Genomic DNA, 25,001 nt, shown 5'->3' on the forward strand with positions numbered 1-25,001 from the left:
CATACCCAAAACTAAACGTCTGTCAGTTTCAAAATTAAAAGGAAATGAATCTAATATACAAGGATTCAAGAATTATAAAAGGAGATTATGCAATGACATTGATAGGAATGTTACATCATCGGAAAGATCCAAATACGGTCATTAAGTCGTATGCATTTGCGGCTGTGGCCAAAGCGGAAGGAGCGAAATTCTTCTATTTCTCCCCTGGCAAAGTCAATTTTGCTAATAATACAATACGGGGACAAGTGTACGAAAACGGGAAGTGGATAGAGCGAACTATGCCTTTCCCGGATGTTATTTATAATGCAGGAAGTCCAGAAAAATTAGCAAGATCAAAAGAAATTATACAAAAATTAAAAGAAAAAATTCCTTTTACTACTCATTCGATCGGAAATAAATGGAATGTGCAACAACGACTTAAAGAGGCTAAGGAATTTGCTAATTATCTGATTCCTTCAGAAATCATTAAATCTGCTGATAGCTTTTTTAAATTCATTGCTGCATACGATAAAGTAGTATTTAAACCCATTGACGGGCGCAAAGGAAAAGGTATCTTATTCATCACTAAAAAAGCAAATGGTTTCCAAGTACAAACTAATTCAAACAGTAAATTATATACGACTCAACAACTTAACGCTCTAATTAAGCAAAAATTAACAACCGGTATTCACATATTACAGCCGTATATAACTTCAGTAACGAAGTCAGGGCAAGTATATGATTTTAGACTTCATGTTCAAAAAAATGGAGAAGGAAAATGGGTGATCACCACCATATATCCACGAATTGCACCAAAGGGATCAATTATTGCAAATATCAATAATGGTGGCTATACAAATTATTTAGATCCATTTTTAGAACAAGAATTTAAAGAAGAAGCATTTAATATTAAACGAAAGCTTGAACATTTTTCCCTATCTCTTGCCAGACACTTGGATCAAATTCAAATGACACAATACGGCGAAGTTATTGACGAAATCGGCATAGATGTCGGGTTAGATAAAAACAATAAAATATGGATCTATGAAGTGAATTGGCGTCCAGGCTGTCCACCTGCTTTTTATTTGGAGTTGGATGTTGTCAAGAATACGATTGGATATGCAATGTACTTAGCTAATAATCAAAAACCATTAAAAGCTAAAATGGGGCAAATAAAGAGGGAAAGGAATGAATCAATGGTGGCAAAAGCTCCTAAAGTGGCAACATCGGATAAAAAAGGGAAAATTCCTATTATTGCTATTACAGGAAGTGCTGGAAAAACAACATCAAAAGCCTTCCTTGCGTCTATTTTATCGAAAAAATGGAATGTGTTTGAATCAAAAGATTATTGGAATACGACAGAACATACAAAACAACATAAGGAGCTTATCAACTCCACTCATGACGCGGTTGTTTTAGAATATGGAATGGCCTATCCTGGAGTTATTACTGAGCATTGTAGAATTATTAAACCAAACATTAGTATTGTGACAAATATAGGCTTGGCTCATGTAGGAAACTTTAATAGTGATATACGAGGAGTAGCTCACGCAAAGTCAGAGCTAATCCACGGTATGGATAAAACTGGATTGCTAGTCGTAAATAAAGATGATGCAAATTCTAGATATTTGGAGACTCATAGATTTAAAGGAAAAATCCTTACTGTTGGGATAAAATCTCCAGCAGACTATAGAGCATATGACGTAAGATATGCTAAAGAGGGCATGCAATTTAAAATAAAACTGCATGGCAAAGTATTACAACTATTTATACCAATTTTAGGGGAACATCATGTTTATAATGCCCTTAATGCCATTGCTGTGGCAGACCAGCTAGGATTTTCACCTATGGATATAAAAGCAGGCTTAGTCTTCAAAAAACCACCAAGAAGATTGACAATCTATAATTGCAAAAATAATATTACCGTTATTGATGATACTGTTCATTCCCACCCACAAGGTGTACGTGCCGCTATTGATGTCCTATCCAATGTTGGTAAACATCGCACCATCGCTATTATCGGACAAATGAGGGAATTGGGCGACTTAAGAGAAGCGGAATATCGTAAAGTTGGCGAGTATGTTACGAACAAGAAGATAGACTATTTAATCACATACGGTTTTAGAACAGATGAAATTAGCAACCATGCAAAAGCAAAAGGATTCCCGTCGGAAAGAGTTTATCATTTTACCGATAAAGACAAATTACATGATCTATTACCGAAAATCATTAGGAAAAATGATACGATATTAGTAAAAGGTGCAAGTAAAACAAACATGTTTGAAACGGTAAAGTTTTTAGATAAAACGTATGGCTAAAACAGAAAGAACAAAGGACACCTTTTAATTGGTGTCCTCTTTTAAATGAAATGTAATTTCGTTTGCAGCATTTTTAGCATGTCTTTTTGCTTCATCTATACTTTTCCCTTTAGCAATCACATATGCGTATCGATGTCCTAAGGATAATGGAGGTGTAAGCCTGGCCCCTTTTCTTGGCTTAATATATACTTCCACTACTCCTTCTGATTTTTGGGCTCTATTTCTCCCAGTAACCTTTTCTAATATTCCTTTTTTAGTAACAATTAAGTACTGAGTATAAACATGATTTTTTTCCTTCCTCTCCAAGGACGGAGTTTCTCCTAAAAATAATTTCAGTGTTTCCTCTACCAGATTATAACCAAACGCTGCCTTTAGCATGCTATTCATGGCTCCTCCGGATATTCGCGGGTTAATCTCAATTAACTTTAATCCTTTACTTGTATTTCTAAACTCAAGATGGAGAACACCATTCTTAATGTTGAATTTTGAGACGACAGAATCCAACAGCTTCTCAATACGATTCTTTAAATGAACTGGAGGTTCTACTAGAACCCCGTACCCCGTAATGATAAATCTTCGCCCTCTAATAATATCCTGTTCGATAATCCCGGCTATCATGATCTTATTGTTATGGACAATTGCCTCAACTAAATATTGTTTTCCTTCAACATACTCTTCAACAATCATTGGCTCACCAGGATTTTTCTCTTGCAAGCTTACTGTATGCTTATTCAACTCTGATTTATTCGCAGCGTATATTACATCCTTGGAACCAGTTGATTTCGGGAACTTCACAATAAGCGGATAATTCATTTTTTCATTGATCGTATCTATCGATTCCCCCGGTTTTATAATAAAAAATTTCGGTGTATAAGATTTTTCTTTTAGAAACGACCTTGTTTCTTCTTTATTTTCCATAATCTGAATAGCTTTTGAGGATGTACAATTTTGACAAAATTCCTCACAAAGCAGTGAAGCGATACGAACAGTAGAATCAAGAAAACTTACAATCGTTTTGATATCATGTCCCTTTTGCTTCAATTTGTTAATTACACTTTTCATCTCAGAGAAATTACCAGTGTCAACATAAATCATTTCATGAACATCATTATACTCTTCTCTTTGTTGAATCTGTCTCTCATTTTTCGTAAAAAGTACAGTAAAGTACCCTAATTGTTCCGCAGCTTTAATTGCCTCCCTACTTGATCCAGATTTATTTGTACCTATAAAGATTATTGTTTTCAAACGGCCCACTCCCTAATAAGCTTCAATAAAAATAACTCGCTATATATTTATGAAACAAACCGTTTTATGTATAGTTACCTATCATGAGAGGCCGATGAATACGAAAATTAGTCTTTTTATGTATTAAGTGAAGAAGATAAAAAAATAGGATATCCGTACAAGCGTTTCTATAAATCATTCATATTATGTCTAACGTGAAAGGAGTGTATTTTCATAATGAAACCCCTTGAGGTTAGGCAAATTAGAACCATCCTTTCCGGGAAATTGATTCACGGATCAGATGAAACCGTCGTCCATCATGGTGCATATCGTATAAAACAAATTAAAAAGAAACATACTATCTTTTTTGCAAAAATAGATCCTTTTAGTATAGAGCGTTTAAAAGACTTTCTTCCCTTAGTACTTGTAACAGATCGAAAGCTTGACAAAACTATGCAAATAGATGGTTTAACTGTTATCAAAGTAACAGATTTAGATAAGGCATATTGGCAGTTTGTACATTATTACCGAAGTCTTTTTCAATTACCTGTCATAGCTGTTACTGGGACATCAGGAAAAACTACGACGAAAGAAATGATTAAGCATATCCTTTCTTTTGATAAAAAGATCGCAGCTACAATAAGTACTGGTAATTCTCGTACCGCACATTTGCAATACCTTTTAAGTATCGATGATGATACGGAAGCAGCTGTTTTTGAAACAGCTGTCGGTGCTCCAGGCGATGTGTTAAATGCGAGTGAATATTTCAAGCCTTCTATAGGAATCATTACGAATATTGGTGCACATCATTTGAATTTTTGTAAAACACCTGAAGATTATATTAAAGCAAAAGGCGAAATGGCTGCTGCACTTGATCGCAATGGTGTCTTAATACTCAATGCAGAAGATGAAAATAGTAAAAAGATCGATTTAAAAAATTTCAAAGGTCAAATAATCAAAGTTGGAAAAAGTTCTTCCAGTCACTATAAAGCAAAAGATATCAAATATAAGAATGATGGAATGGAATTCATTTTAGTTTATCAACAAAAAGAATATCCGATTTTCGTCCCTGGATTTGGAGAGCATCAAGTATACAATGCTCTTGCCGCCATCGCGGCAGTTCATCAAATTGGAATCGATCCAACAGAAGCAGCTCTTCGCCTTAAAACGTATCGTAAATTTAAAAAGCAGCTTCAAGTATTGGAAGGATTAAAGGGTTCTACCATTATAGATGACACTTGGAGCATTACAACTACCTCTTTGGAAGCAGCTCTCCAAGTTTTAGATGAAATTGGAAAAGGAAAAAAAAAGATAGCCATATTAGGAACAATTACCGATCTTGGCCCATGGGGATATGTTATTCATAAACAAGCAGGAGAAATAGTAAATAATCATAATGTCGATATACTTATTACAATCGGTATGCATGCAAAAATAATAGCGGAACATGCAGTTGAATGTGGTTTTAAGTCTAAGGTTTATTCATTTAACAATAGTATTCTCGTTTACAATTTGTTAAGAAAAATAGTAGATAAAAATACCATTATACTTATTAAAGGTGATATGTATAGTCAAACGATCATCGACTTAGCGGCTAAAATTAGGAAAATACAATCTACTAAAAATGGACCGTCTACTATGGTCAAAAACATTGCCAATAACGATACATCTCAAAATAGCTAAAACCACAAACCATTCCCTAAGAATGGTTTGTGGTTTATTATTTTAAGGAAAGAAAGTATATCTTTTTTATAGGGTCTGTATTTTTGAACTAAGGCCATTAGTGTCTAGCTTCAGCGCCTACCGGCTAGTTAACTTATTGTCCTTCTCCCTACGATAAGTCAACTTCGATACGGCTTTTTGCTCCGGCTGAAGGCGCCAGCCCTTCTAGGTCATAAACCCGCGTCAATAAAAGTCATAGAGGTACTTTTTTTGCCTAAGAACATCTACTGTCGGAGGACCGCAGGATGCCCGGTCAGGAAGGCGTTGCGACGTACATGGATGTACTAGTGCAGGCGAAGCGACAGGACGGAGCTACCTGAGCCTGCAACAGGACGTTGCGCCCTTAGCCTTCCCTCTTTATTCTGTCGCCTTCCGCTTTTCATGACTCATCGTGATTCCTTTATCTTAGTCGAAGGTCGAATGAAGAACGTCGACTAAAACCGGCATTTCCTTATGTTTTCGTCGACGGACCCACATCCTGTGGGCCTGTACTTCGATGTGCAAGGGGCTTGCGCTTTTCTTATATATTCATCGCTTTTTTGATTGCCAACTTTGCTAACAATAAAGTTGGATCAACGAGCTTTATGTCTGTAGCAAAGTAAGGAAAAAGAAGAGGAATCTCGGTGCAACCGCCAATAATCATTGAAACACCTTCTGTTTGATATGTTTCTATCATTTGATTTAATTTTTTAATATAAACGTTTCCTTTAACTTTCCCTGTTTTCACATCATAAATTGCCCTGTTAACTACCTTTTGTTCCTCTTTATTCGGAACAACAATCTTATATGGGCTGCCTTTAAATGCATTTTGATACAATTGATGATGAATAGTGGATTCAGTAGCAAAAAGGAGTATTTTTTCATTTATACTCGATTTACAGCCCAATAAATGTTGAACAGTATTTTCAATCATACTATAAATTGGAATGTTGACATTTCTTCTAAGTTCATCTAACCATATATGTGCTGAATTGCAGGCAATAATAATAAAATCGGCCCCCGCACGTTCTAACACTAATGCTGATTGGATTAATTCTTGTAACGGGCTTTTAGCTCCTTTGTTGAAAGCTTCCATTCTAGAAGGAATTTTTGGGTTGTTATAAATAATGATTTTATGGTGATCTTGGTCAATATTGGCAGGGGTATTGGAAACTATTTTATGAAATAAATCTATCGTTGCATAAGGGCCCATTCCGCCAAGAATTCCTATGGTTTTCTCCACTTTATTGTGAACCCCTATTTTTGGGGAACCCGGCCAAATATTTTGCATATAGCATACTTGAATCTTTGATTTTAGAACCTGTATCATAATCTCCAACATGTGAAAAAATATTATCATTCGGGTTATGGTTGTTTACTTCTATTAACCAAATGTGATGATGGCTGTCAATGCCGATATCAACCCCATATTTATAGATGCTTTCATATTTATCCAACTGTTCGGCAGCTTTAATCGCAATTCCAGACATTTTTCTGCGATAACTTAGCATTTCGGGTTTGGATAGATTAAAAGATTCTAAAAGTAACGTTTCTCCTCGTTCCACATTTCCTCCACTTGAACGGTTGCTAACGATACTTCCTTTAACGCCCTTTCTACCTACCATACCCACATCTTCCCATTGTCCGTTTTGGTTTTTTATAAGAACAATTCGAAAATCAATGAGGTGTTTTTTTTCAATTTCTAAATCTATTTCCTGCTGTATAACATAATTGCCACTTTTAAATTTACCTCTAACATAATTAAGAAGTTCGTTTTCAGAGAAAAAATCGATTGTCTTATTTTCTTTATTGCTTCGAAATTTAACAATATATTTTTTTGGTTCTGCTATAAACTTTGTAACACCCGTTCCCTTTAATCCAGATAATGACTTTACATAAATGGTTTGAAAATTTTTCAGATAATGTAAAATATCTTCTGGCTTTTTATATAGGTATGTTTTGGGTAAATGGGGGAGCAAGTCTTTATTTGAGCTAAGCAATTGATACATTTTCCATTTATTAATGTAAGCTGAATTGAAAAAACGTGAACCATAAAGTTTTTTTAAATTATGTTGACTTTTTGTGGGCAAAAGCATTCGTTTTACGACCACAGCAGGAAAGGGGAAAGTTCCTTTTTCCCAACTTCTTGAACTTGGGTTGTAAATATAACCGTTAATCTCAGCATTTTTTTCATCCATACCTTCCAACGAAAATGCTGCTATAACTCCCCTCACTAACGGATATTGTCGAATGATAAACTTAAGATATTTTAATTTTTCTCGAATTTCAGATTGGTAGTTTGCTATTAACAGTCCAATAAATGGCCCTATGATGATTCGATTGTTTTCCAAGGATAGTTCGTATTCAGCTTCTAAAGGAAGCTGTAGTTTGTCTATAACCGTCTTGGATAACCCGATTTCATTTTCTTTTAACGTATCTAACTGTTTGGAATCAACCTTCATTTTTTGAAAACCGAAGTGAATAGTCGTTGTTTTGTCTATTAATTTACTTTGATTAGCATGGACAAAAAGACAATGGCTTTGATTATTTATCGTTACCACTTTAAAAACATTTCTCAAACGTTCACCCCCTACATAGCTATTGTTCATAATACGTTTTAAAAAAAGATAGGTATAAACGTTTTCCCCTTAGCTTAATCCCAATTTTCGAAAATAGACCCGTCACTTCTTATAAAAGTTGGGTAAATTGTAGAAATATGCATTTATATAGGACAATCACAGTGCCACATTGCTAATTAGAGCAATATATTTTAAGTAGTCCCATTGAAAGGAATAATAATAAATAGGAGTTCTTTGTCCCTGCGGAGTCCTTGTCAATGCTGTCTTGGAGAATAAGAATGTCAAATTTACAGGCAAGATTGGAACAGTTAAAGGTAACAAAGCTGTATTTAGAGATCAAATTGCTTCAGCAGCAAAAGATAACATTCAAAAGTTTGTCATCACTGATTTTTATGACCAAAACGGAACAGCTCCTGTTCCCCAAGACTCTAACCGCTTTTGGATGCCATGCACTATAGCCGAATACTAACTCCAAGCTTGGGGAATCCTTTCTTAATTTCCATACAATTGTGATTGAAATCAAGAATTACCTAAAGGATTATGGGGTCAAAATACATTTCTACAAATTTTCGTAAGCGATTGGAAACAATATCATACGCTGACTTAAAATCATACTATTGTATCCTTTGTTCCAGATACTGATTTACTTACGAAAGTCACTATTTATAATTTTCTTAACAAATATAATGAATAATCCCAGAAGCTTTTTACACTTGAGAATACCATTATAGACTCAACAGATTCACATTTGAATGTTGATACACTTGAAGCGAAAATAGATGGGATTTGTTTTTCTTGTTGCTAGACGACTGAAGAAAACAATTCAGAAATAAATAAAATAGACTTTGACATTGGAGAGACATCTGGAGTTTTGAATGCAATAACATCCCCCATTTTACAATATTTAACAAACCGAAACGAGGTGTATTTAATGAACATTGATCTAGGAAAATGGCAACAATATTTACTATTGAAGCAAAATCCCGTAACAGCAAATAGTATTCCAAAAACGAAAAAATACAGCATTGAAAATCTATTAGATCTCCTCAGTCGTTTTGATAATGTCTATGTTAAACACGATTCATCTGGACAAGGAAGAGGGGTTTTCAAAGCTTATGTAGAAAAAAATGGAAAATATTGTTTTAGTGGCTTTTCAATCTCAGGAAAGCCAATCAAACAATGTGTTGATAGAATTAAGGATTTTCACAGAATCTTGCGCCCGTACGAGAAATTCGGGAGGTTAGGGAAATATATTATTCAGGAAGGCATTCAAAGTGTTACTCGTAATGGACTGCCGTTTGGCATTCGGGTTCATGTACAAAAACATAAAGGAAAATGGCTAGTTAGTGGGATGATTGCAAAGATTGGAACGCGAGCAACCATCCATAGTGGTATTCTTAATTTCTCAAGAGGTGCTAAAGTCATTTCGATTGATGAACTTTTGTCAATACATTTAAAACTGGAAGATATTAAGAAGAAAAAAGTAATTGCTGATTTAGAGAAGCTTTCTATCTCGGCAGCTAAAATGATGGACTTACATTCTCCTGACAAGGAGTACGGCATTGACTTTGGCATAAATCCAAAAGGAAAACCATTCTTATATGAAGTGAATAGAAATCCAGGAGTTGCAGCATTTGCGGAGATTGAAAATAAAGTTCTCTTGAAACGAATTATGAAAATTCGAAGATTAGAAAAGAAGGGCTGATTTGCAGAAAGGGACCATCACTTGTTAATTTAAAATGCTCCATCAGAACTAAAAAAAAACCATGTCAGATATGACTGTTACAATAACGAATAATCGTGCAAGAATACTGGAAATTCATCGAGTATTACCGAGACCTTTTTTATATACCTGTCGTTACGATAACGGAGACGTGCGGTAAAACAACAATGAAATGATTGATTTTGCGAAGAGTTTAATTTTAACAAGATAGTTCTATTCAGCTTCTAAAGGCTATAGTTTGTCTATATAGACCTAACCCGATTTCATTTTCTTCAACGTATTTTGCAAGTAACCTTCTTTTTTTGAAATCCGAATGGAATAGTCGGTGTTTTGTCTATTAATTTACTTTCATTAGGATGGACTATAAGTTCATGTATTTTGGTTGCTAGTGGATACTACTTTAAAAATATGGCTCAAATGTTCACCTCAAAAGTTCCAATTATCCATAATATGTTTGACCCGAAGATAGGTATAAACGATTCTTTCACTTCGTAATCCCAATTACGAAAGGAGAATCCGAGCCATTTGATCTCAGAAATATGATTAGTGAGTACAATTTGCTTTTGAAACTGTAAATAAAAGTCATGGAACTCCCGGCACTCAATGCCGAGGGTTTTTTTAACGTCAGTTTAAATTACCGTATTATCCAAGAAGAATTTTATCTGCGGAATATAATAAATTACGAACAAAGGAGGCAGCGACTTGACGGCCAGTAAAGAGGTGTATTTCATGAGCAATAATCTAGGAAAATGGGAGCAAAAATTATTACTGTCACAAAATTCCATAACAGCTAATAGTATTCCGGAAACAATCAAATACAGCCCTGAAAACCTATTAGATTTTTTAAATCGTTATGATGATGTTTATATTAAACACAACAATTCCGGACAAGGAAGAGGAATTTTTAAAGTTTACAAGAGAAAAGACGGACGATATTGTTTTAACGGTTTTTCCTTTCAAGGTAAATCTATCAATACTTGTGTAGCAGCTATTGAAGATGTTCACCAAGTCTTGCATCCATATAAGAATCTTGGGAGACTTGAAAACTATATTATTCAGGAAGGCATCCAAAGTTTTACTCTTAATGGACTGCCGTTGGGCATTCGGGTTCATGTTCAAAATCTTAAAGGAAAATGGCTAGTAGGCGGGATGTATGCAAAGATTGGGTCGCCAGCAACAATCGAGAGTGGCATTCTTAATTTCACTCGAGGTGCTGAAGTCATATCAATGGATGAATTGTTGTCAGAACATTTGAAAATGAATGATGCAAGGAAGACGGAAGTGATAAAAAATTTACAAAAAGTTGCAATCTCAGCAGCTATAGTGATAGCACGACAGTTCCCTAATAGGGAATATGGCATTGACTTTGGATTGGATCCCAAAGGAAAACCCGTGTTATATGAAGTGAATACAACTCCGGGAATCAACGGATTTGCCCTAATTGAAAATAAAGCACCATGGAAACGAATTATTGAAATTCGGAAATTACAAAAAAAGACATGAATGTTTTGTAACGGTTTAGTAAAGTCTCTACTTGTTAGACAAATGGAGATTTCTTCAAAGTAAATTAATAGTAGTTCAGCGCACTGAAAAGTAAGAAAAGCAATTATTATAATCCGAGATTTGCCTAAGCAATGTATGTCTATAAGCCTATGTATAGAATAAACCTTTTAGAGAGGACACGGAGATTATGCGTTGGGCTCAGCAACTATGCTGAGAGTTTTTATCAATCCTTATCAACTCTATTTGCCAAGTAATCCAAGAAATTTTTCCTTAAGCGAATAGCTTATTATACGATAGCGTTTGATAACTTACACTAAAAAGAGGTGTTTTCTTGAGCTCTTCACTTGGAAAATGGGAACAAAGCAAACTACTATCACAACATCCTCTTACCGCAAATAAAATTCCCGAAACATGTATCGAAGTGAACACAACACCAGGCATAGGTACTTTCGCAGGCATTGCAAATAATACTATTTGGAGAAGAATTGTGGAAATCGCAAAATGCAGAATGAAAGCAATGTGTAATAAAATAATTCCTCAATACCCATACAGTTGAAGACAGGTTCTCATAGTTTATTTTGAGGAGAGGAGGATTTTGTTTGCAATCTCTACTAGTTAAAGATATTCGAAGATTACTTGAAGGTGAATTAATAAGCGGAACAGAGGACTGGAGGGTAAGGGATGCTATATATTATAACCGCCACGATCTAACTAGGCGGCATACACTTATGTTTCTTAATAGAAACGATCATGTGAATTGGGATGAAATAAATAGTAAAGCTCCATCCTTAGTTATTTCTGACAAGAGCACTTCGGAATTAAAAAATGCGTTGCCAGGGACAACTGTAATAAGAGTTAGAAGTCTTATCCAATCATACTGGAAATTTCTTGATTATTACCGTAACCTTTTTAATCTGCCTGTTATCACCATTACGGGGACATGTGGTAAAACAACAACGAAAGACATGATAAAACATATTTTAAGTAAAAAACTAAATGTCCAGGCATCCGAAAGCAGTAAAAATGAACCTCGTCGTTCACTCCCGTATTTAATGGGTATCAATAATAATACAGATGCGGCAGTTTTTGAACATGGACTTGGAAATTCCGGAAATATAAAACATCAATGTATGATTTACCAACCAACTATTGGAATCATTACAACCATTGGAGTTCACCATTTAGATGGAACCAAAAATTTAGATGGTTATATTAGAGCGAAAGCAGAAATTGTAGAAGGTGTCAGAAAGGGCGGTACATTAATATTAAACGCCGATGATGAAAACATCAAAAAAATATCATTGCAATCCTTTCATGGTAAAATACTTTATTTTGGGTGCAGTGCAAAATCGGAATTTCGTGCATCCAGCATTAAATTTGGACATAATGGAATGAATTTTATTCTTCATCACTCTAACAAATCTTATGAAGCTTTTGTGCCTGGGTACGGAGAACATCAAGTATATAATGCTCTTGCAGCACTCGCTGCCACAACTGAGGTTGGGATGAATCTTGAAGAAGCAATCCCACGTTTAGCATCGTTTAAAAATATGGCAAGACACCTAGAGTTCTCAAAAGGAATTGGTGGATGTACTATTATTGATGATACTTGGACAATTAATCCCACTTCTGTTGAGGCAGCCTTAAACGTTCTTGACGAAATTGGTAAAGGTAAAAATGTTATTGTACTCTTAGGTGATATTAATAGATTAGGAAATTATGAAAAAAAATATCACCGTGAAATTGGAAGTAATATAGCAAAAAGAAATGTTCACACTCTAATTACAATTGGGAAAAAGGCCGAAGAAATTGCTAAGCAAGCCATTCGAGATAACACTAAAGCGAATGTCCATATATTTAATGATATTAGAGGCGTTTCAGAAGTAGTAATCCCCTTGCTAAATCGTAATGCTGTCGTCCTTATTAAAGGCCCCATGTCGAGCAGATCAATGATTGATTTTGCGAATAGTATTAAAGGTAATAATTAATTAAAGAAGCATTTGTTGTTCGTTTACAACAACAAATGCTTCTTTGTTTGGTTGGCTCTATTAGTGATATACATCTCCGCTACAATCACCGTATAGGTAGTCAACCATTTTCTTTATCAAAATTAAAGCGCACGACGTGCTGTTACGTAATTTTTAACAGACCATGTAGAACTTAAACTATCTTTTACAACTTGTCCATTCGTTGATAACATAATATATTGGTTGCTACCAATATAAATTCCAGATTGAGTTATTTTGGTACCCTTATTATTTGTTGAGAAGTAAATAAGGTCTCCCTTTTGTAGATTAGATTTTAAGACTTTTTTACCTTCTAGCGCTTGTTGAGCAGTCATTTTACTTTTTAAATCAATACCGTGTTGTTTAAATACATAGTACGTAAAACCGCCACCAGTAAATGTAAGATTGCTTTCGTTGTAAGTATAGCCAAATTTAGCTTTTCCCATAAGATTGGAAGCAAAATTTACAATTGCATCTGCTTTTGTTGTATTTTCATTTGCTTTTGGAGTATTTTGATCAGCTTTTGGTGTACTTTCATTTACTTTTGGTGTACTCTCATTTGCTTTTGGAGTACTTTCATTCGATTTTGGCGTACCTTGATCTGCTTTTGAAGTACTTTCATTTACTTTTGGCGTACTCTCACTGGCTTTTGGAGTACTTACATTTGTTGTTATATCTTTTACTGCTTTTTCGGTGAACACGCGTTTTGCAGTAATATAATTCTGCTTATAGTAATCTACAAATAACACTCTCGTTTGAATCTTGGAAGAGCTTGGAATAATAATTCTATGATCACCTGCGTAAATCGCAACCATACTTGGATTATTGGATCCAAAGAAAATTAAATCGCCTTTCTTTAGATTTGCTTTAGATACGGTCGTTCCTTTATTCATTAGTTGTTTAATGTCTGTTGTTCCAAGATTTACACCATTATTCTTATATACATAGTTTACAAACCCTGGACCATTAAATTTCATGGACTGCTCATTGTTCGTACTGCTCATCGTTACTTTATTCATTAAACCATAAGCTTGTGAGACAATATTATCTCCTTTAGTTGCTGGATTGGCTGGTAATAAGCTAGGCAATACTCTTCTAGCTGTAAGATAACTCTCTGTATAATATGGCTTACTGTTCATATCTGAGATGACAATGTTTTGTTTTGAATCCGCCATATGAATAATTTTATTATCGCCTATATACATACCTACATGATCTGGTAAAGTACCTGTCTTCTTATTACTTCTAAATAAAACAAGATCTCCTTTTTGCAATTCGCTTCTTGGAACGTAATAACCTTGTTCCATCATATAATCTTCATTATATGTAGCAAGGTCTACACCATTTTGTTTAAACACATAATCTATGAATGTTGCGCATGAGAATTTATAAGGGTAAGTAGATTTATATTCTTTCGTACTGTAAGTAGCTTTTCCTATTAAACTTTTTGCTGTCTTAATTAATTGATCTGCTTTTGCATTAACTGCCACTTGATTATTATAAGGGTTTAAAGTAGCAGCTGAAACTGTAGTTGGCTGAATTGTAGGTACAGCCATTGTACTGAGTCCTAATGTTAGTGTTAGAGTAGTTGAAATTAATACCTTTTTCATAGGTAACCTCCTGATGTTTTCTTTTTATCTCTTGCAAAATGAATTCTATCATAATGAACGATTACAACTAGTGGGAAAACCTTCCAACCTTATGTGTGATAAGGCCTCAGCCCTTGTACCTATTGGTTTTTCTACTCATTTTTACAGTTTAGTAACAGCTGTCATCAAAAATTAATACTAGATAGACAATATGTGTCAAAAACTTGACACTACTGAGTTTAATCTCATTTTTATATGTACCTAAAATATATTGTTATTTATGGAATGAAAAAAAATGGGGATTGAACTTTTGTTTCTTGGAGGTAACGTGGAATATAGTTTAATTGGTGAATATAGCCTTAAGCGCATCAGTCAAAAATTAGAGAAGGTATTTATTGGCTGAGGAACGGCAGAAGCTTGTCCAGAATTTAAAAATGTGGAAATCCCAAATGAAAAATACATGTATTAATAAACAAAACCGGCTCCCTAATGGACAGCCGGTTTTGCTTTTATAACTTTAGTTCTCCCATGCGCAAGAGTTCCACGACAGCTTGGGATCGGCCCTTTACTCCGAGCTTTTGCATGGCGTTGGATATATGGTTTCGAACCGTTTTTTCACTGATAAATAGTTCTTTTGCTATTTCTTTAGTTGTTTTATCTTGAACTAACAGTTCGAAGACTTCTCTTTCTCTCTTTGTCAGCAGCGGTTTGTGTGTGAATTCATTCTCCTTCAACTATTGTAACCCTCCTTGCCTTCGCCAGCTTTAAACCGCGGGGATGGGTATTTTTTGATTGTCACCATATCATATGTGAAGGAAATATTGTGAGTGACATCATGAAGGCAAGAAATAGCGAAATAGGCGAAAAAAGCACCCATTTTTTTTACTTATATCAGTTTGGAACTACTTGTCGCATCATTGCCGATAGCTGTCTTACATGCTCTTCATAAATATCGCCTACTTCATATAATGCAAATGTCTAAAAGATGTGCAATCTTTTATATTTAGAATAATTTTTTCAATAGTTTTTTAAAAATCTACTGTTGATTTTGTCACTGAATTGATTGGAGCAGAAACTGCAAGATTCCTTGTAAATAAAGCACAGGTACATGCAGGAAAACCTTTGGCTTAAACAAATAAACAGGGATTACCCTATAAAAGGATAATCCCTGCATTAATTAATCTACCATATGGTCGCTTCCGAAGAAGTTTTTGAACATTTGAATGTTAGTAGCACGGTTCATAGCTGCAATCGATGTAGTCAAAGGAATCCCTTTTGGACATACTTCAACACAGTTTTGTGAGTTTCCACATTGTGAAATTCCGCCTTCGTCCATTAATGCCTCTAAACGCTCATCCTTGTTCATTGCACCAGTTGGATGTGCATTATATAAACGAACGAGTGAAAGGAATGCTGGTCCAATAAAGTCAGTTTTGCTATTAACATTTGGACATGCCTCCAAGCAGACACCACAAGTCATGCATTTAGATAATTCATATGCCCACTGACGTCTACGTTCTGGCATACGTGGTCCAGGACCAAGATCATATGTTCCATCAATCGGAATCCACGCTTTAATTTTCTTTAATGAATCAAACATCCTGCTTCTGTCAATAACAAGGTCACGTACTACCGGGAATGTGCTCATAGGTGCTAATCTAATTGGTTGTTCAAGCTTATCGACAAGCGCGGTACATGATTGTCGGGGCTGTCCATTAATCACCATAGAACAGGCTCCACACACCTCTTCCAAACAGTTCATATCCCAAGCAACAGGAGTTGTTTTATTGCCTTCAGCATTAACCGGATTTCGACGTATCTCCATTAATGCTGAAATTACATTCATGTTTGGACGATAATCCAACACAAACTTTTCCTCGTAAGGTTGTGATTCAGGATTATCTTGACGAGTTATGATAAAGGTGACCTTTTTATTTTCACTCATCATTATTTCACTTCTTTCTGTTTTGAATAGTCGCGTTTACGAGGTTTAATGAGAGAAACATCCACATCCTCATAGCTAAATTCAGGATTATTTGTACTTGCATTATAATTTGCAATGGTAGTTTTTAACCATTCATCATCATTACGATCTGGGAAATCTGGTTTGTAATGTGCACCACGGCTTTCATTACGGTTTAATGCACCGATTGTAATGACACGTGAAAGTTGAAGCATATTCCACAATTGTCTAGTAAATAATGCTCCTTGATTACTCCAGTTTTTCGTATCGTTAATATTAATGTTTTTCCAACGTTCCATTAATTCAAGAATTTTATTATCAGTTTCTTGCAATTTATCATTGTAACGAACAACTGTAACATTGTTTGTCATCCATTCTCCAAGTTCCTTATGAATGACATAAGCATTTTCAGTACCATCCATGGACAAAATATTAGTATATTTTTCTTGCTCATGCTTTGCAGCACTTTCAAATAATGAAGATGAGAAAGAATCAGAGCTTTTTTCTAGACCTTTAATATACTTAACTGCTTCCGGCCCCGCTACCATTCCACCATAAACTGCTGATAATAAAGAGTTCGCGCCAAGACGGTTCGCACCATGTTGTGAATAATCACATTCCCCTGCCGCAAATAAGCCCTCAATATTAGTATGCTGATTATAGTCAACCCATAGACCACCCATAGAATAATGAACAGCAGGGAAAATTTTCATCGGAACTTTATGAGGATCTTCTCCAGTAAATTTCTCATATATTTCAATGATACCGCCGAGCTTAACATCTAGTTCGTGTGGATCTTTATGAGAAAGATCAAGGTATACCATGTTTTCCCCGTTAATTCCAAGTTTCTCATCTACGCAAACATGGAAAATTTCCCGTGTTGCAATATCACGAGGTACAAGATTTCCATATGCTGGATATTTTTCTTCTAAGAAGTACCATGGTTTTCCATCTTTATAAGTCCAAATTCTTCCGCCTTCTCCACGAGCAGATTCACTCATTAAGCGAAGTTTATCATCTCCAGGAATAGCTGTTGGATGGATTTGGATAAATTCACCATTTGCATAAGCTGCACCTTGCTGATACACAATAGAAGCAGCTGAACCTGTATTAATAACAGAGTTTGTAGATTTACCAAAAATAATTCCTGGTCCTCCAGTTGCCATAATAACGGCATCTGCAGGGAATGACTTGATTTCCATAGAGGTCATATTTTGGGCTACGATGCCTCGACAAACACCCGCATCATCTTGGATGATCCCCAGAAAATCCCAGCCTTCATATTTATTTACGAGGCCAGCTACTTCATGTCGACGAACTTGCTCGTCCAATGCATACAACAATTGCTGACCTGTTGTAGCTCCAGCAAATGCTGTACGATGATGCTGAGTACCGCCAAATCGACGGAAATCAAGTAACCCTTCTGGCGTCCTATTAAACATAACACCCATTCTATCGAATAAATTGATAATCCCAGGAGCTGCCTCACACATTGCCTTAACTGGCGGTTGATTGGCTAAAAAGTCTCCACCATATACTGTATCATCAAAATGGATCCAAGGAGAGTCCCCTTCACCTTTCGTATTTACCGCTCCATTAATTCCACCCTGTGCACATACAGAGTGGGAACGTTTTACTGGCACAAGAGAAAAAAGATCTACTTGTTTACCTTCTTCTGCTATCTTTATCGTTGCCATCAAGCCGGCTAATCCACCACCGACTACGATGATTTTCCCATTACTCATCGTATGACTCACTCCTTTTCACAGTTGTTCATTCCAAGGGAACCCTTACCCCACAAATAATTCTGGATATACGAATGCTAATGCTGCACGAATTCCAATTATTGAAATTACTACAAAAATTACAGCCATTACCCAAGAAGAAATTCGTTGAGAGGTAGGCGATTGTGTAATTCCCCATCTAACAAGAAATGACCATAACCCGTTGGAAAGATGGAATGTAGCAGAAAGAATTCCAATAAAGTAAAGAACAAGTGCAACTGGATTTGATAAAATATTCGCCATCATATCATAATTCACTTCAACGTCAAAAAAGGCTTTTTGAATTCGGGTTTCCCACACGTGCCATGCAATAAAAGCTAATAATATAACGCCAGTGATTCGCTGTATGGTGAACATCCAATTTCGAAAAAAGCTTAGTTTAGTTGGATTATTATTTGCCGCGAACGCAATATAAAGTCCAAGAATTCCATGAAAAAGAATAGGTATGTAAATAACTATGAATTCTAGGAAAATGACAAATGGAAGATTTCCCATAAATTCTGAAGCTTTATTAAAAGCTTCCTCACCTTGCGTAGCAAAATGGTTTACTATTAAATGCTGCACCACAAAGATTCCAACTGGTATAACACCCAATAAAGAATGCAGCCTACGCCAATAAAACTCGTTTTTACCTGCCACAATTTACCCCCCTTAGTAGTTAAGAATCTGTGCTGTAGACAATGTGTGTCCGAAAATACGCAAGCCAAACAACACAAAATGTTTATAACAATTATGTGACATATCCATTCTACTCCCGACTACCGGAAGCGTCAAGGCAACGGCTTGACGATTTCCATTCTGTAAAACTATACCTCTTCATATATTAATTCTGTCCAATTGTAAAATATTTTTTCAAAACAGTTCCTTTTTGTATATAATAGGTCATAGAGAAAGAGGGGATTACAGTGCAATCAACAACGAAACAAGGACCTCATAATTCACCTGAAACCCACAGCCAAATGGATATTCCAATCTTTGGATATGAGTTGGTTCGGGATATCTTAGTTCCGGGAATTCTCGGCAAGGATACCCATGAAATCTCTTACTGGGCTGGAAAACACCTCGCCCGTAAATTTCCACTTCTCTCTATCCAAGAAATCACTTCCTTCTTCCAAGAAGCTTCTTGGGGTGAGTTAGATTTAATGGATGAAAATAAAAATGAGATGAAGTTCGAACTTAAAGGAAATATAGTTGAGAGAAGAGTACAAATGAACTCCGAACCTTGCTTTACTCTAGAAGCTGGATTTATTGCTGAACAAATACAAAATCAAAAACAATTTATATCCGAGGCATTTCCTGAATTAAATAAAAAGAAAAATCACGTTATTTTTACAGTTCGTTGGGACCGCAAAGATCCAATAAAGTAAGAAAAGTGCAAGGCGCGTAGCCTTAGGCCACAAGCAAATGTTCTGATACGAAAAGAGTCCGTATTCGACTTTTAGCGTATCAGGTTATTTGACCTCGAGCCTAAAGATTGTATAACATTTTTTGCTTTCTTAACTTTTTAAAAAAATTGGGGCTGTTCAATCTTTTAATAAGATTAAACCGCCCATTTTTTCATTAAAAATTTTCTACTACTGCGCCCAAATTAAAGGCTTCGTGAAGAATCTGGGCAGCTTCTGTCATCTTATCTTCATTGATGACTGCTGACACTTTTATTTCTGAAGTACTTACCATTTTAATTTGTATATTTTTATCGGCAAGTACTTGGAACATTTGCGCTGCAACCCCTGGATTAGAAATCATCCCTGATCCAACAATGGAAACTTTGGCAAGGCCCGCTTCATATTCAATGCTATCAAACCCAATTGTATCTTTTTGGTTTTCGAGCACTTTTACAGCAGCTTGCCGATCTTTATTTTTTATTGAAAAAGATAAATTAGTTTTATTTCCATCGGTTTGACTTTGTATAATAATGTCAACGTCAATTTGATTATTGGCCAGTTCTGAAAAAACAGCAGACAAACCTGTCATTTCATTTTTCAATCCAAAAATCGTTAATCTTGTCATATCTTTTTCAAATGCTACTCCTCTAACTACGAGGTTTTTCTCCATGGATGCTTCCTCCTCTATGACAGTTCCTTCTTCATTTTCTGTACTAGATCTTACTTCAAGCGGCACTCGATAATTTTTCGCAAATTCAACAGCACGTGGATGTAAAACACCTGCACCAAGATTTGCAAGTTCAAGCATTTCATCGTATGAAATCGACGGGAGCTTCCTTGCTTGTGGCACGTATCGAGGGTCGGATGTAAATACACCTGTTACATCTGTACAAATGAGACAACGTTCAGCTCCAAGTGCTGCCGCTAAAGCTACAGCAGTTGTATCAGAACCTCCTCTTCCCAATGTTGTGATTTCTCCATCTTCCGTAACTCCTTGGAAACCTGCTGCAACGATGATTTTTCCTTCATTTAATCTTTCTCTAAGCTGATCAATCTTTACATCTACAATGCGGGCATTGGAATGGATTTTTTCAGTGACGATTCCTGCTTGCCAACCTGTAAAAGATACTGCAGGTGCCCCCATTTCTGATAAGGCCATCGATAAAAGCGAGATAGATACTTGTTCCCCAGTAGCCAATAGCATATCCATTTCACGTTTTTCAGGACTGTCTGTTATTTGACCGGCAAGTTCGAGAAGCTGGTCGGTTGTTTTTCCCATTGCTGATACCACAACTACAACCTGTTTACCTTCATTTTTCAATGAAATAATACGTTTTGCGGCATTTTTAATCTTATCGGTAGTGCTCAGCGAAGAGCCTCCAAACTTGATGACAATTAAACCCATGATTCTGCCTTCCTTCTAAAAGTAATATAAGGCTCTTTTTTAAAATTGTATTGCTTTTGGATAGAATATTTTATTTTTCGCTATTGGTTTGTTCGATTTTGTTATGTCTACAAAGAAAAAGGTTGCAACTAAACTATCGAATACTCCAGCTGTTTAATGTTCTCCGAAAGCCACAATAAAAGTAAAATAGCCTAAAGAAAAAAGCAATGAGCAGTATACTCATTGCTTGTGAACACACATAAAAATTATCACAACATGAGATAGCTCTCCAAAAGGATACAATCCATTTTGACAATCCTACATTTCTTAAACGCAGGACCAGCAGAAAAGAATAAGGAGCTTCTTATCTACTTCGGCAAGCGTTCCCTTTCAAAACCAATCATGGAAGCCCTTCTTCTCATGGTTTTTACTATTGAAAACTTGCAACCTCTATCAGAATAATGAAATTGGAACAATTATAACATTGAGATCATAATTACTCAATAGCTATTTATCCAAATGTTCTTTTAAACTATCAGCAATATTTTTCGGTATTCCTAACTGAATAATTTCTTCAATAGTCGCTTCCTTCATTTTTTTCAATGATCCGAAATGGCGTAATAGAGCCTTTTTCCGGACAGGACCGATCCCTTCTATATCATCAAGCGCTGATTGAAATGCAGATTTCCCACGCAATTGTCTATGAAATGTTATGGCAAATCTGTGAACTTCATCTTGAATTCTTTGCAATAAATAAAACTCTTGACTATTCCGTTCCAACGGTACAATTTCAAGTGGTTCGCCGAAAAGCAATTGTGAAGTCCGATGTTTTTCGTCCTTTGCAAGGCCCGCAACGGGTACATGCAAATTAAGTTCGTTTTCCAAAATATCTTTCGCGGCATCAATTTGACCTTTTCCACCATCAATAATGATTAAATCAGGTAATGGAAGATTTTCTCGCAACACTCTCGCATATCTTCTCCTAACAACTTCTCTCATAGATTCGTAATCATCTGGACCTTTCACGGTCTTGATCTTATATTTACGATATTCTCTCTTATCAGGTTTTCCATCTATGAACACCACAAGTGCTGATACAGGATCTGCTCCTTGTATATTGGAGTTATCAAAAGCCTCGATACGATGGGGAGTATAGATTTGTAAAGCTTCTCCTAGCTTAACGATTGCATGTATTGTCCGCTCTTCGTCCCTTTCAATTAGAGCAAATTTTTCCTTTAAAGCGATTTGTGCATTTTTAGTAGCCAAATTAACGAGTTCTTTTTTTTGCCCCTTTTTTGGCTGTAACACTTTTACATCTAATAATTGTTCTGCTAATTGTTGATTGGCTGATTCAGGAATGAGAATTTCTTTTGGCTTAAAATGATTTGTTTGAGAATAAAATTGTCCTAGAAAAGTGAGAAATTCTTCCTCGTGTTCACTATATACAGGGAAGAGGGAAACATCCCTTTCTATTAACTTACCTTGCCGAATAAAAAATACTTGAACACACATCCAGCCCTTGTCCAAGGCAAATCCAAACACATCGCGATCAGTAAAATCGGATGACATCATCGTTTGCTTTTCCATCGTTGTCTCTATATGAGTAATTTGATCACGAAATTCCTTCGCTCTTTCAAACTCAAGATTTTCAGCAGCTACTTGCATCTTTTTTTCCAAGTCTTTTTTTATAGACGTATAGCCGCCATTCAAAAATTTCGTTATTTCATCGGTCATTTGTTTGTACGTTTCTGAAGAAACTTCGTTTACACAAGGTGCTAAGCATTGACCAAGATGATAGTAAAGACAAACCCGATCGGGGAGTGTTTGGCATTTTCTAAGGGGATAAATGCGGTCTAAAAGCTTCTTCGTTTCATTTGCAGCCTGCGCGTTCGGATAAGGCCCAAAATATTTACTTTTATCCTTTTTTACCTTCCGAGTAATGATCAGTCTCGGATGCCTTTCATTCGTTAATTTAATGTATGGATAGCTCTTATCATCCTTGAGCATTATATTATATTTTGGACTATGCTTTTTTATCAAATTCATTTCTAATATGAGGGCTTCAATGTCTGATGCCGTCACAATATATTCAAAGTCTTCGATTTCATTGACAAGCCTTTGTGTTTTCGTATCATGTGTACCCGAAAAATAAGAACGAACCCTATTTTTTAATATTTTGGCTTTACCAATATAAATAATAGTACCTTGGCGATCCTTCATTACATAACAGCCAGGTTGATCAGGTAAAATTTCTAACTTATGTTTAATTCTTTCGTTCACAATATCACCCCTATCTACCTAACCATTATACTACAAAAGCGCAAGTATCTTGCAGGGCATTCAATTGACATAAAGGATCTCGAAAAAAGAGGGAAGGCGCTGGAGTTAGTCAATGTAAATCAAAATTAAAAAATGCTTTATAAATTTACGAATGAATTATGATTTATAGAAAAAAATCCGAGCTATAAAGCCCGGATTTTTTAACTTAAAGATGCTTATTTACTAATTCAGCTAATGCTTCTTTTGGCTGAAAGCCAACTGTTTTATCAACAAGTTCCCCATTTTTTAAGACTATCAAAGTAGGGATACTCATGATGCCATACTTACCTGCAGTTTCTTGGTTGTCGTCAACGTCTACTTTGACAATTTTTAATTTCTCGCCAAGTTCTGCATCTAATTCCTCCAAAACAGGAGCAATCATTTTACAAGGACCACACCATGGTGCCCAAAAATCTACTAATACAACACCTTCGCTTGTTTCAGCTGAAAAGTTTTCATCTGTTGCATGCGTAATTGCCATATGTCATACCTCCTAAATATACATTCAAAACCTAGCGCAAGTATAACATCATCGATTAAAACGCGCTAATTTTTTGCTCAACTTTGAGCTCCTTCCTTCAATTTGTGAAATTCTTCTGTCAAAAGTGGGACAACTTCAAAAAGGTCGCCAACTATACCATAATCTGCAACATTGAATATATTTGCCTCAGGATCTTTATTAATAGCAACTATGACTTTAGAATTGGACATCCCGGCCAAATGTTGAATAGCCCCTGAAATTCCACAAGCGATATATAAATCTGGAGTTACTACTTTACCAGTTTGCCCTATTTGCAAGGAATAATCACAATAATCGGCATCACAAGCTCCACGAGAAGCTCCGACAGCACCCCCTAAGACATCTGCCAATTCTTGAAGTGGTTCAAATCCTTCTGCACTTTTTACTCCACGACCCCCTGCAACAATTACTTTCGCTTCGGATAAATCAACTCCATCACTTGCTTTTTTTACTACCTCTTTAATGATTGTTCGTAAATCTTTTATTTCAACCGATACGGATTGTATTTCACCGGTTTTATTCTCATCTTTATTTAAAGGCTCAATATTGTTTGGGCGTATCGTAATAAATTCAATACCTTCTATCATTTTTTTCTTTTCAAAAGCTTTACCAGAGAAAATCGGTCTTGTAAAAATACTTTCTCCTTCATTTTCTTCAATACCCGTCACATCCGAAATAAGACCAATATTTAATTTACCAGCAATTTTTGGAGAAAGATCTTTTCCAAGTGCTGTGTGGCCAAACACAATCCCCTCTGGATTTTCTTGCTCAATTACTTTAAGGAGAGCCTGAGAGTAACCATCTGAAGTGTAATGTTTTAATTTCTCATCCTCGACTGTTAGAACACGATCAGCTCCATATTGAAGCATTTCTTTTGCTTGATCATTAATTTTATCTCCAACTAAAACACCAATTACTTCTCCACCATTTGCTATTTGTTTCCCAGCTGCAATCGCTTCAAATGAAACGTTTCTCAAAGAACCCTCTCGCAATTCGCCAAGCACAAGTACTTTTTTTGCCATTC

At 35.7% G+C, this 25,001-nt stretch carries 19 protein-coding genes and 1 riboswitch; of the genes, 7 read left to right on the forward strand and 12 right to left on the reverse strand.

The genetic code is table 11. The features are described from left to right. Window positions 1–92 precede the first annotated feature (92 nt). A complete protein-coding gene (locus KHA97_RS07355) occupies window positions 93–2,297 on the forward strand; it encodes a YheC/YheD family protein (RefSeq protein WP_213124037.1) in 2,205 nt (734 codons plus the stop codon). A 24-nt stretch (window positions 2,298–2,321) separates the two neighbouring features. On the opposite strand, the gene KHA97_RS07360 is transcribed toward KHA97_RS07355, so the two are convergent. Then, a complete protein-coding gene (locus tag KHA97_RS07360; protein WP_233713330.1) occupies window positions 2,322–3,542 on the reverse strand; it encodes an ATP-grasp domain-containing protein in 1,221 nt (406 codons plus the stop codon). 216 nt (window positions 3,543–3,758) lie between these two features. Here KHA97_RS07360 and KHA97_RS07365 point away from each other — a divergent pair, with 216 nt between their 5' ends. After that, a complete protein-coding gene (locus KHA97_RS07365; protein WP_213124039.1) occupies window positions 3,759–5,204 on the forward strand; it encodes a Mur ligase family protein in 1,446 nt (481 codons plus the stop codon). Between the two features lie 559 nt (window positions 5,205–5,763). Here KHA97_RS07365 and cuyB read toward each other — a convergent pair. Both cuyB and KHA97_RS07375 read right to left on the reverse strand, forming a co-directional pair. Further along, window positions 5,764–6,465 carry a cysteate racemase gene (gene cuyB / locus KHA97_RS07370; protein ID WP_213124040.1) on the reverse strand — a complete coding sequence of 234 codons (702 nt, stop codon included), beginning with the start codon at window positions 6,463–6,465 and terminating at the stop codon, window positions 5,764–5,766. Window position 6,466: 1 nt separating this feature from the next. Then, window positions 6,467–7,801 (reverse strand): YheC/YheD family endospore coat-associated protein, encoded by a 1,335-nt coding sequence (locus KHA97_RS07375; RefSeq protein WP_213124041.1) that lies wholly within the window; start codon window positions 7,799–7,801, stop codon window positions 6,467–6,469. A 931-nt stretch (window positions 7,802–8,732) separates the two neighbouring features. Between KHA97_RS07375 and KHA97_RS07380 the strand changes: the two genes are divergently transcribed. From KHA97_RS07380 to KHA97_RS07395, 4 genes are all read left to right on the forward strand, one after another. Beyond that, window positions 8,733–9,506: a YheC/YheD family protein gene (locus tag KHA97_RS07380; RefSeq protein ID WP_213124042.1), complete on the forward strand. Its 774-nt coding sequence runs from the start codon at window positions 8,733–8,735 to the stop codon at window positions 9,504–9,506. A 720-nt stretch (window positions 9,507–10,226) separates the two neighbouring features. Next, window positions 10,227–11,027: a YheC/YheD family protein gene (locus tag KHA97_RS07385; protein WP_213124043.1), complete on the forward strand. Its 801-nt coding sequence runs from the start codon at window positions 10,227–10,229 to the stop codon at window positions 11,025–11,027. Between the two features lie 331 nt (window positions 11,028–11,358). After that, window positions 11,359–11,583 carry a hypothetical protein gene (locus tag KHA97_RS07390; protein WP_213124044.1) on the forward strand — a complete coding sequence of 75 codons (225 nt, stop codon included), beginning with the start codon at window positions 11,359–11,361 and terminating at the stop codon, window positions 11,581–11,583. A gap of 43 nt (window positions 11,584–11,626) precedes the next feature. Further along, window positions 11,627–13,015, forward strand: a complete 1,389-nt coding sequence (locus KHA97_RS07395; protein WP_213124045.1) for a Mur ligase family protein — start codon at window positions 11,627–11,629, stop codon at window positions 13,013–13,015. Window positions 13,016–13,137: 122 nt separating this feature from the next. Here the strand turns inward: KHA97_RS07395 and KHA97_RS07400 are convergent, their stop codons facing one another. The 5 genes from KHA97_RS07400 to KHA97_RS07420 all read right to left on the reverse strand — a co-directional run bounded on the left by KHA97_RS07400 (window position 13,138) and on the right by KHA97_RS07420 (window position 19,008). Continuing rightward, window positions 13,138–14,643, reverse strand: coding sequence for a C40 family peptidase (locus KHA97_RS07400; RefSeq protein ID WP_213124046.1), 1,506 nt, complete (start codon window positions 14,641–14,643; stop codon window positions 13,138–13,140). Window positions 14,644–15,131: 488 nt separating this feature from the next. Beyond that, on the reverse strand, window positions 15,132–15,356 hold the full coding sequence (locus KHA97_RS07405; protein ID WP_213110530.1) for a helix-turn-helix domain-containing protein: 225 nt from the start codon (window positions 15,354–15,356) through the stop codon (window positions 15,132–15,134). A 443-nt stretch (window positions 15,357–15,799) separates the two neighbouring features. Continuing rightward, window positions 15,800–16,567, reverse strand: a complete 768-nt coding sequence (sdhB, locus tag KHA97_RS07410; RefSeq protein WP_213124047.1) for a succinate dehydrogenase iron-sulfur subunit — start codon at window positions 16,565–16,567, stop codon at window positions 15,800–15,802. 2 nt (window positions 16,568–16,569) lie between these two features. Beyond that, window positions 16,570–18,330: a succinate dehydrogenase flavoprotein subunit gene (gene sdhA / locus KHA97_RS07415; protein WP_213124048.1), complete on the reverse strand. Its 1,761-nt coding sequence runs from the start codon at window positions 18,328–18,330 to the stop codon at window positions 16,570–16,572. Between the two features lie 45 nt (window positions 18,331–18,375). Next, a complete protein-coding gene (locus tag KHA97_RS07420) occupies window positions 18,376–19,008 on the reverse strand; it encodes a succinate dehydrogenase cytochrome b558 subunit (RefSeq protein WP_213124049.1) in 633 nt (210 codons plus the stop codon). A 266-nt stretch (window positions 19,009–19,274) separates the two neighbouring features. On the opposite strand from KHA97_RS07420, the gene KHA97_RS07425 reads away from it, so the two are divergent. Then, the gene (locus KHA97_RS07425; protein ID WP_325167420.1) at window positions 19,275–19,736 is read left to right on the forward strand and encodes a YslB family protein; all 462 of its coding nucleotides are present in this window, start codon (window positions 19,275–19,277) and stop codon (window positions 19,734–19,736) included. 193 nt (window positions 19,737–19,929) lie between these two features. Here KHA97_RS07425 and KHA97_RS07430 read toward each other — a convergent pair whose 3' ends face one another. The 4 genes from KHA97_RS07430 to KHA97_RS07445 form a co-directional block, all read right to left on the reverse strand. Continuing rightward, entirely contained in the window at window positions 19,930–21,159 is a 1,230-nt protein-coding gene (locus KHA97_RS07430; RefSeq protein ID WP_213124050.1) for an aspartate kinase, read from the reverse strand. A gap of 253 nt (window positions 21,160–21,412) precedes the next feature. Then, window positions 21,413–21,599, reverse strand: a riboswitch (Lysine riboswitch). Between the two features lie 46 nt (window positions 21,600–21,645). Next, entirely contained in the window at window positions 21,646–23,418 is a 1,773-nt protein-coding gene (gene uvrC, locus KHA97_RS07435; RefSeq protein WP_213124051.1) for an excinuclease ABC subunit UvrC, read from the reverse strand. 205 nt (window positions 23,419–23,623) lie between these two features. Continuing rightward, window positions 23,624–23,938, reverse strand: a complete 315-nt coding sequence (trxA, locus tag KHA97_RS07440) for a thioredoxin (protein WP_213124052.1) — start codon at window positions 23,936–23,938, stop codon at window positions 23,624–23,626. A 77-nt stretch (window positions 23,939–24,015) separates the two neighbouring features. Then, window positions 24,016–24,999, reverse strand: coding sequence for an electron transfer flavoprotein subunit alpha/FixB family protein (locus KHA97_RS07445; protein WP_213124053.1), 984 nt, complete (start codon window positions 24,997–24,999; stop codon window positions 24,016–24,018). Window positions 25,000–25,001 lie beyond the last annotated feature (2 nt).

Origin of the sequence: Lederbergia citri (assembly GCF_018343625.1) — a bacterium.
Classification (GTDB): domain Bacteria; phylum Bacillota; class Bacilli; order Bacillales; family Bacillaceae_C; genus Lederbergia; species Lederbergia citri.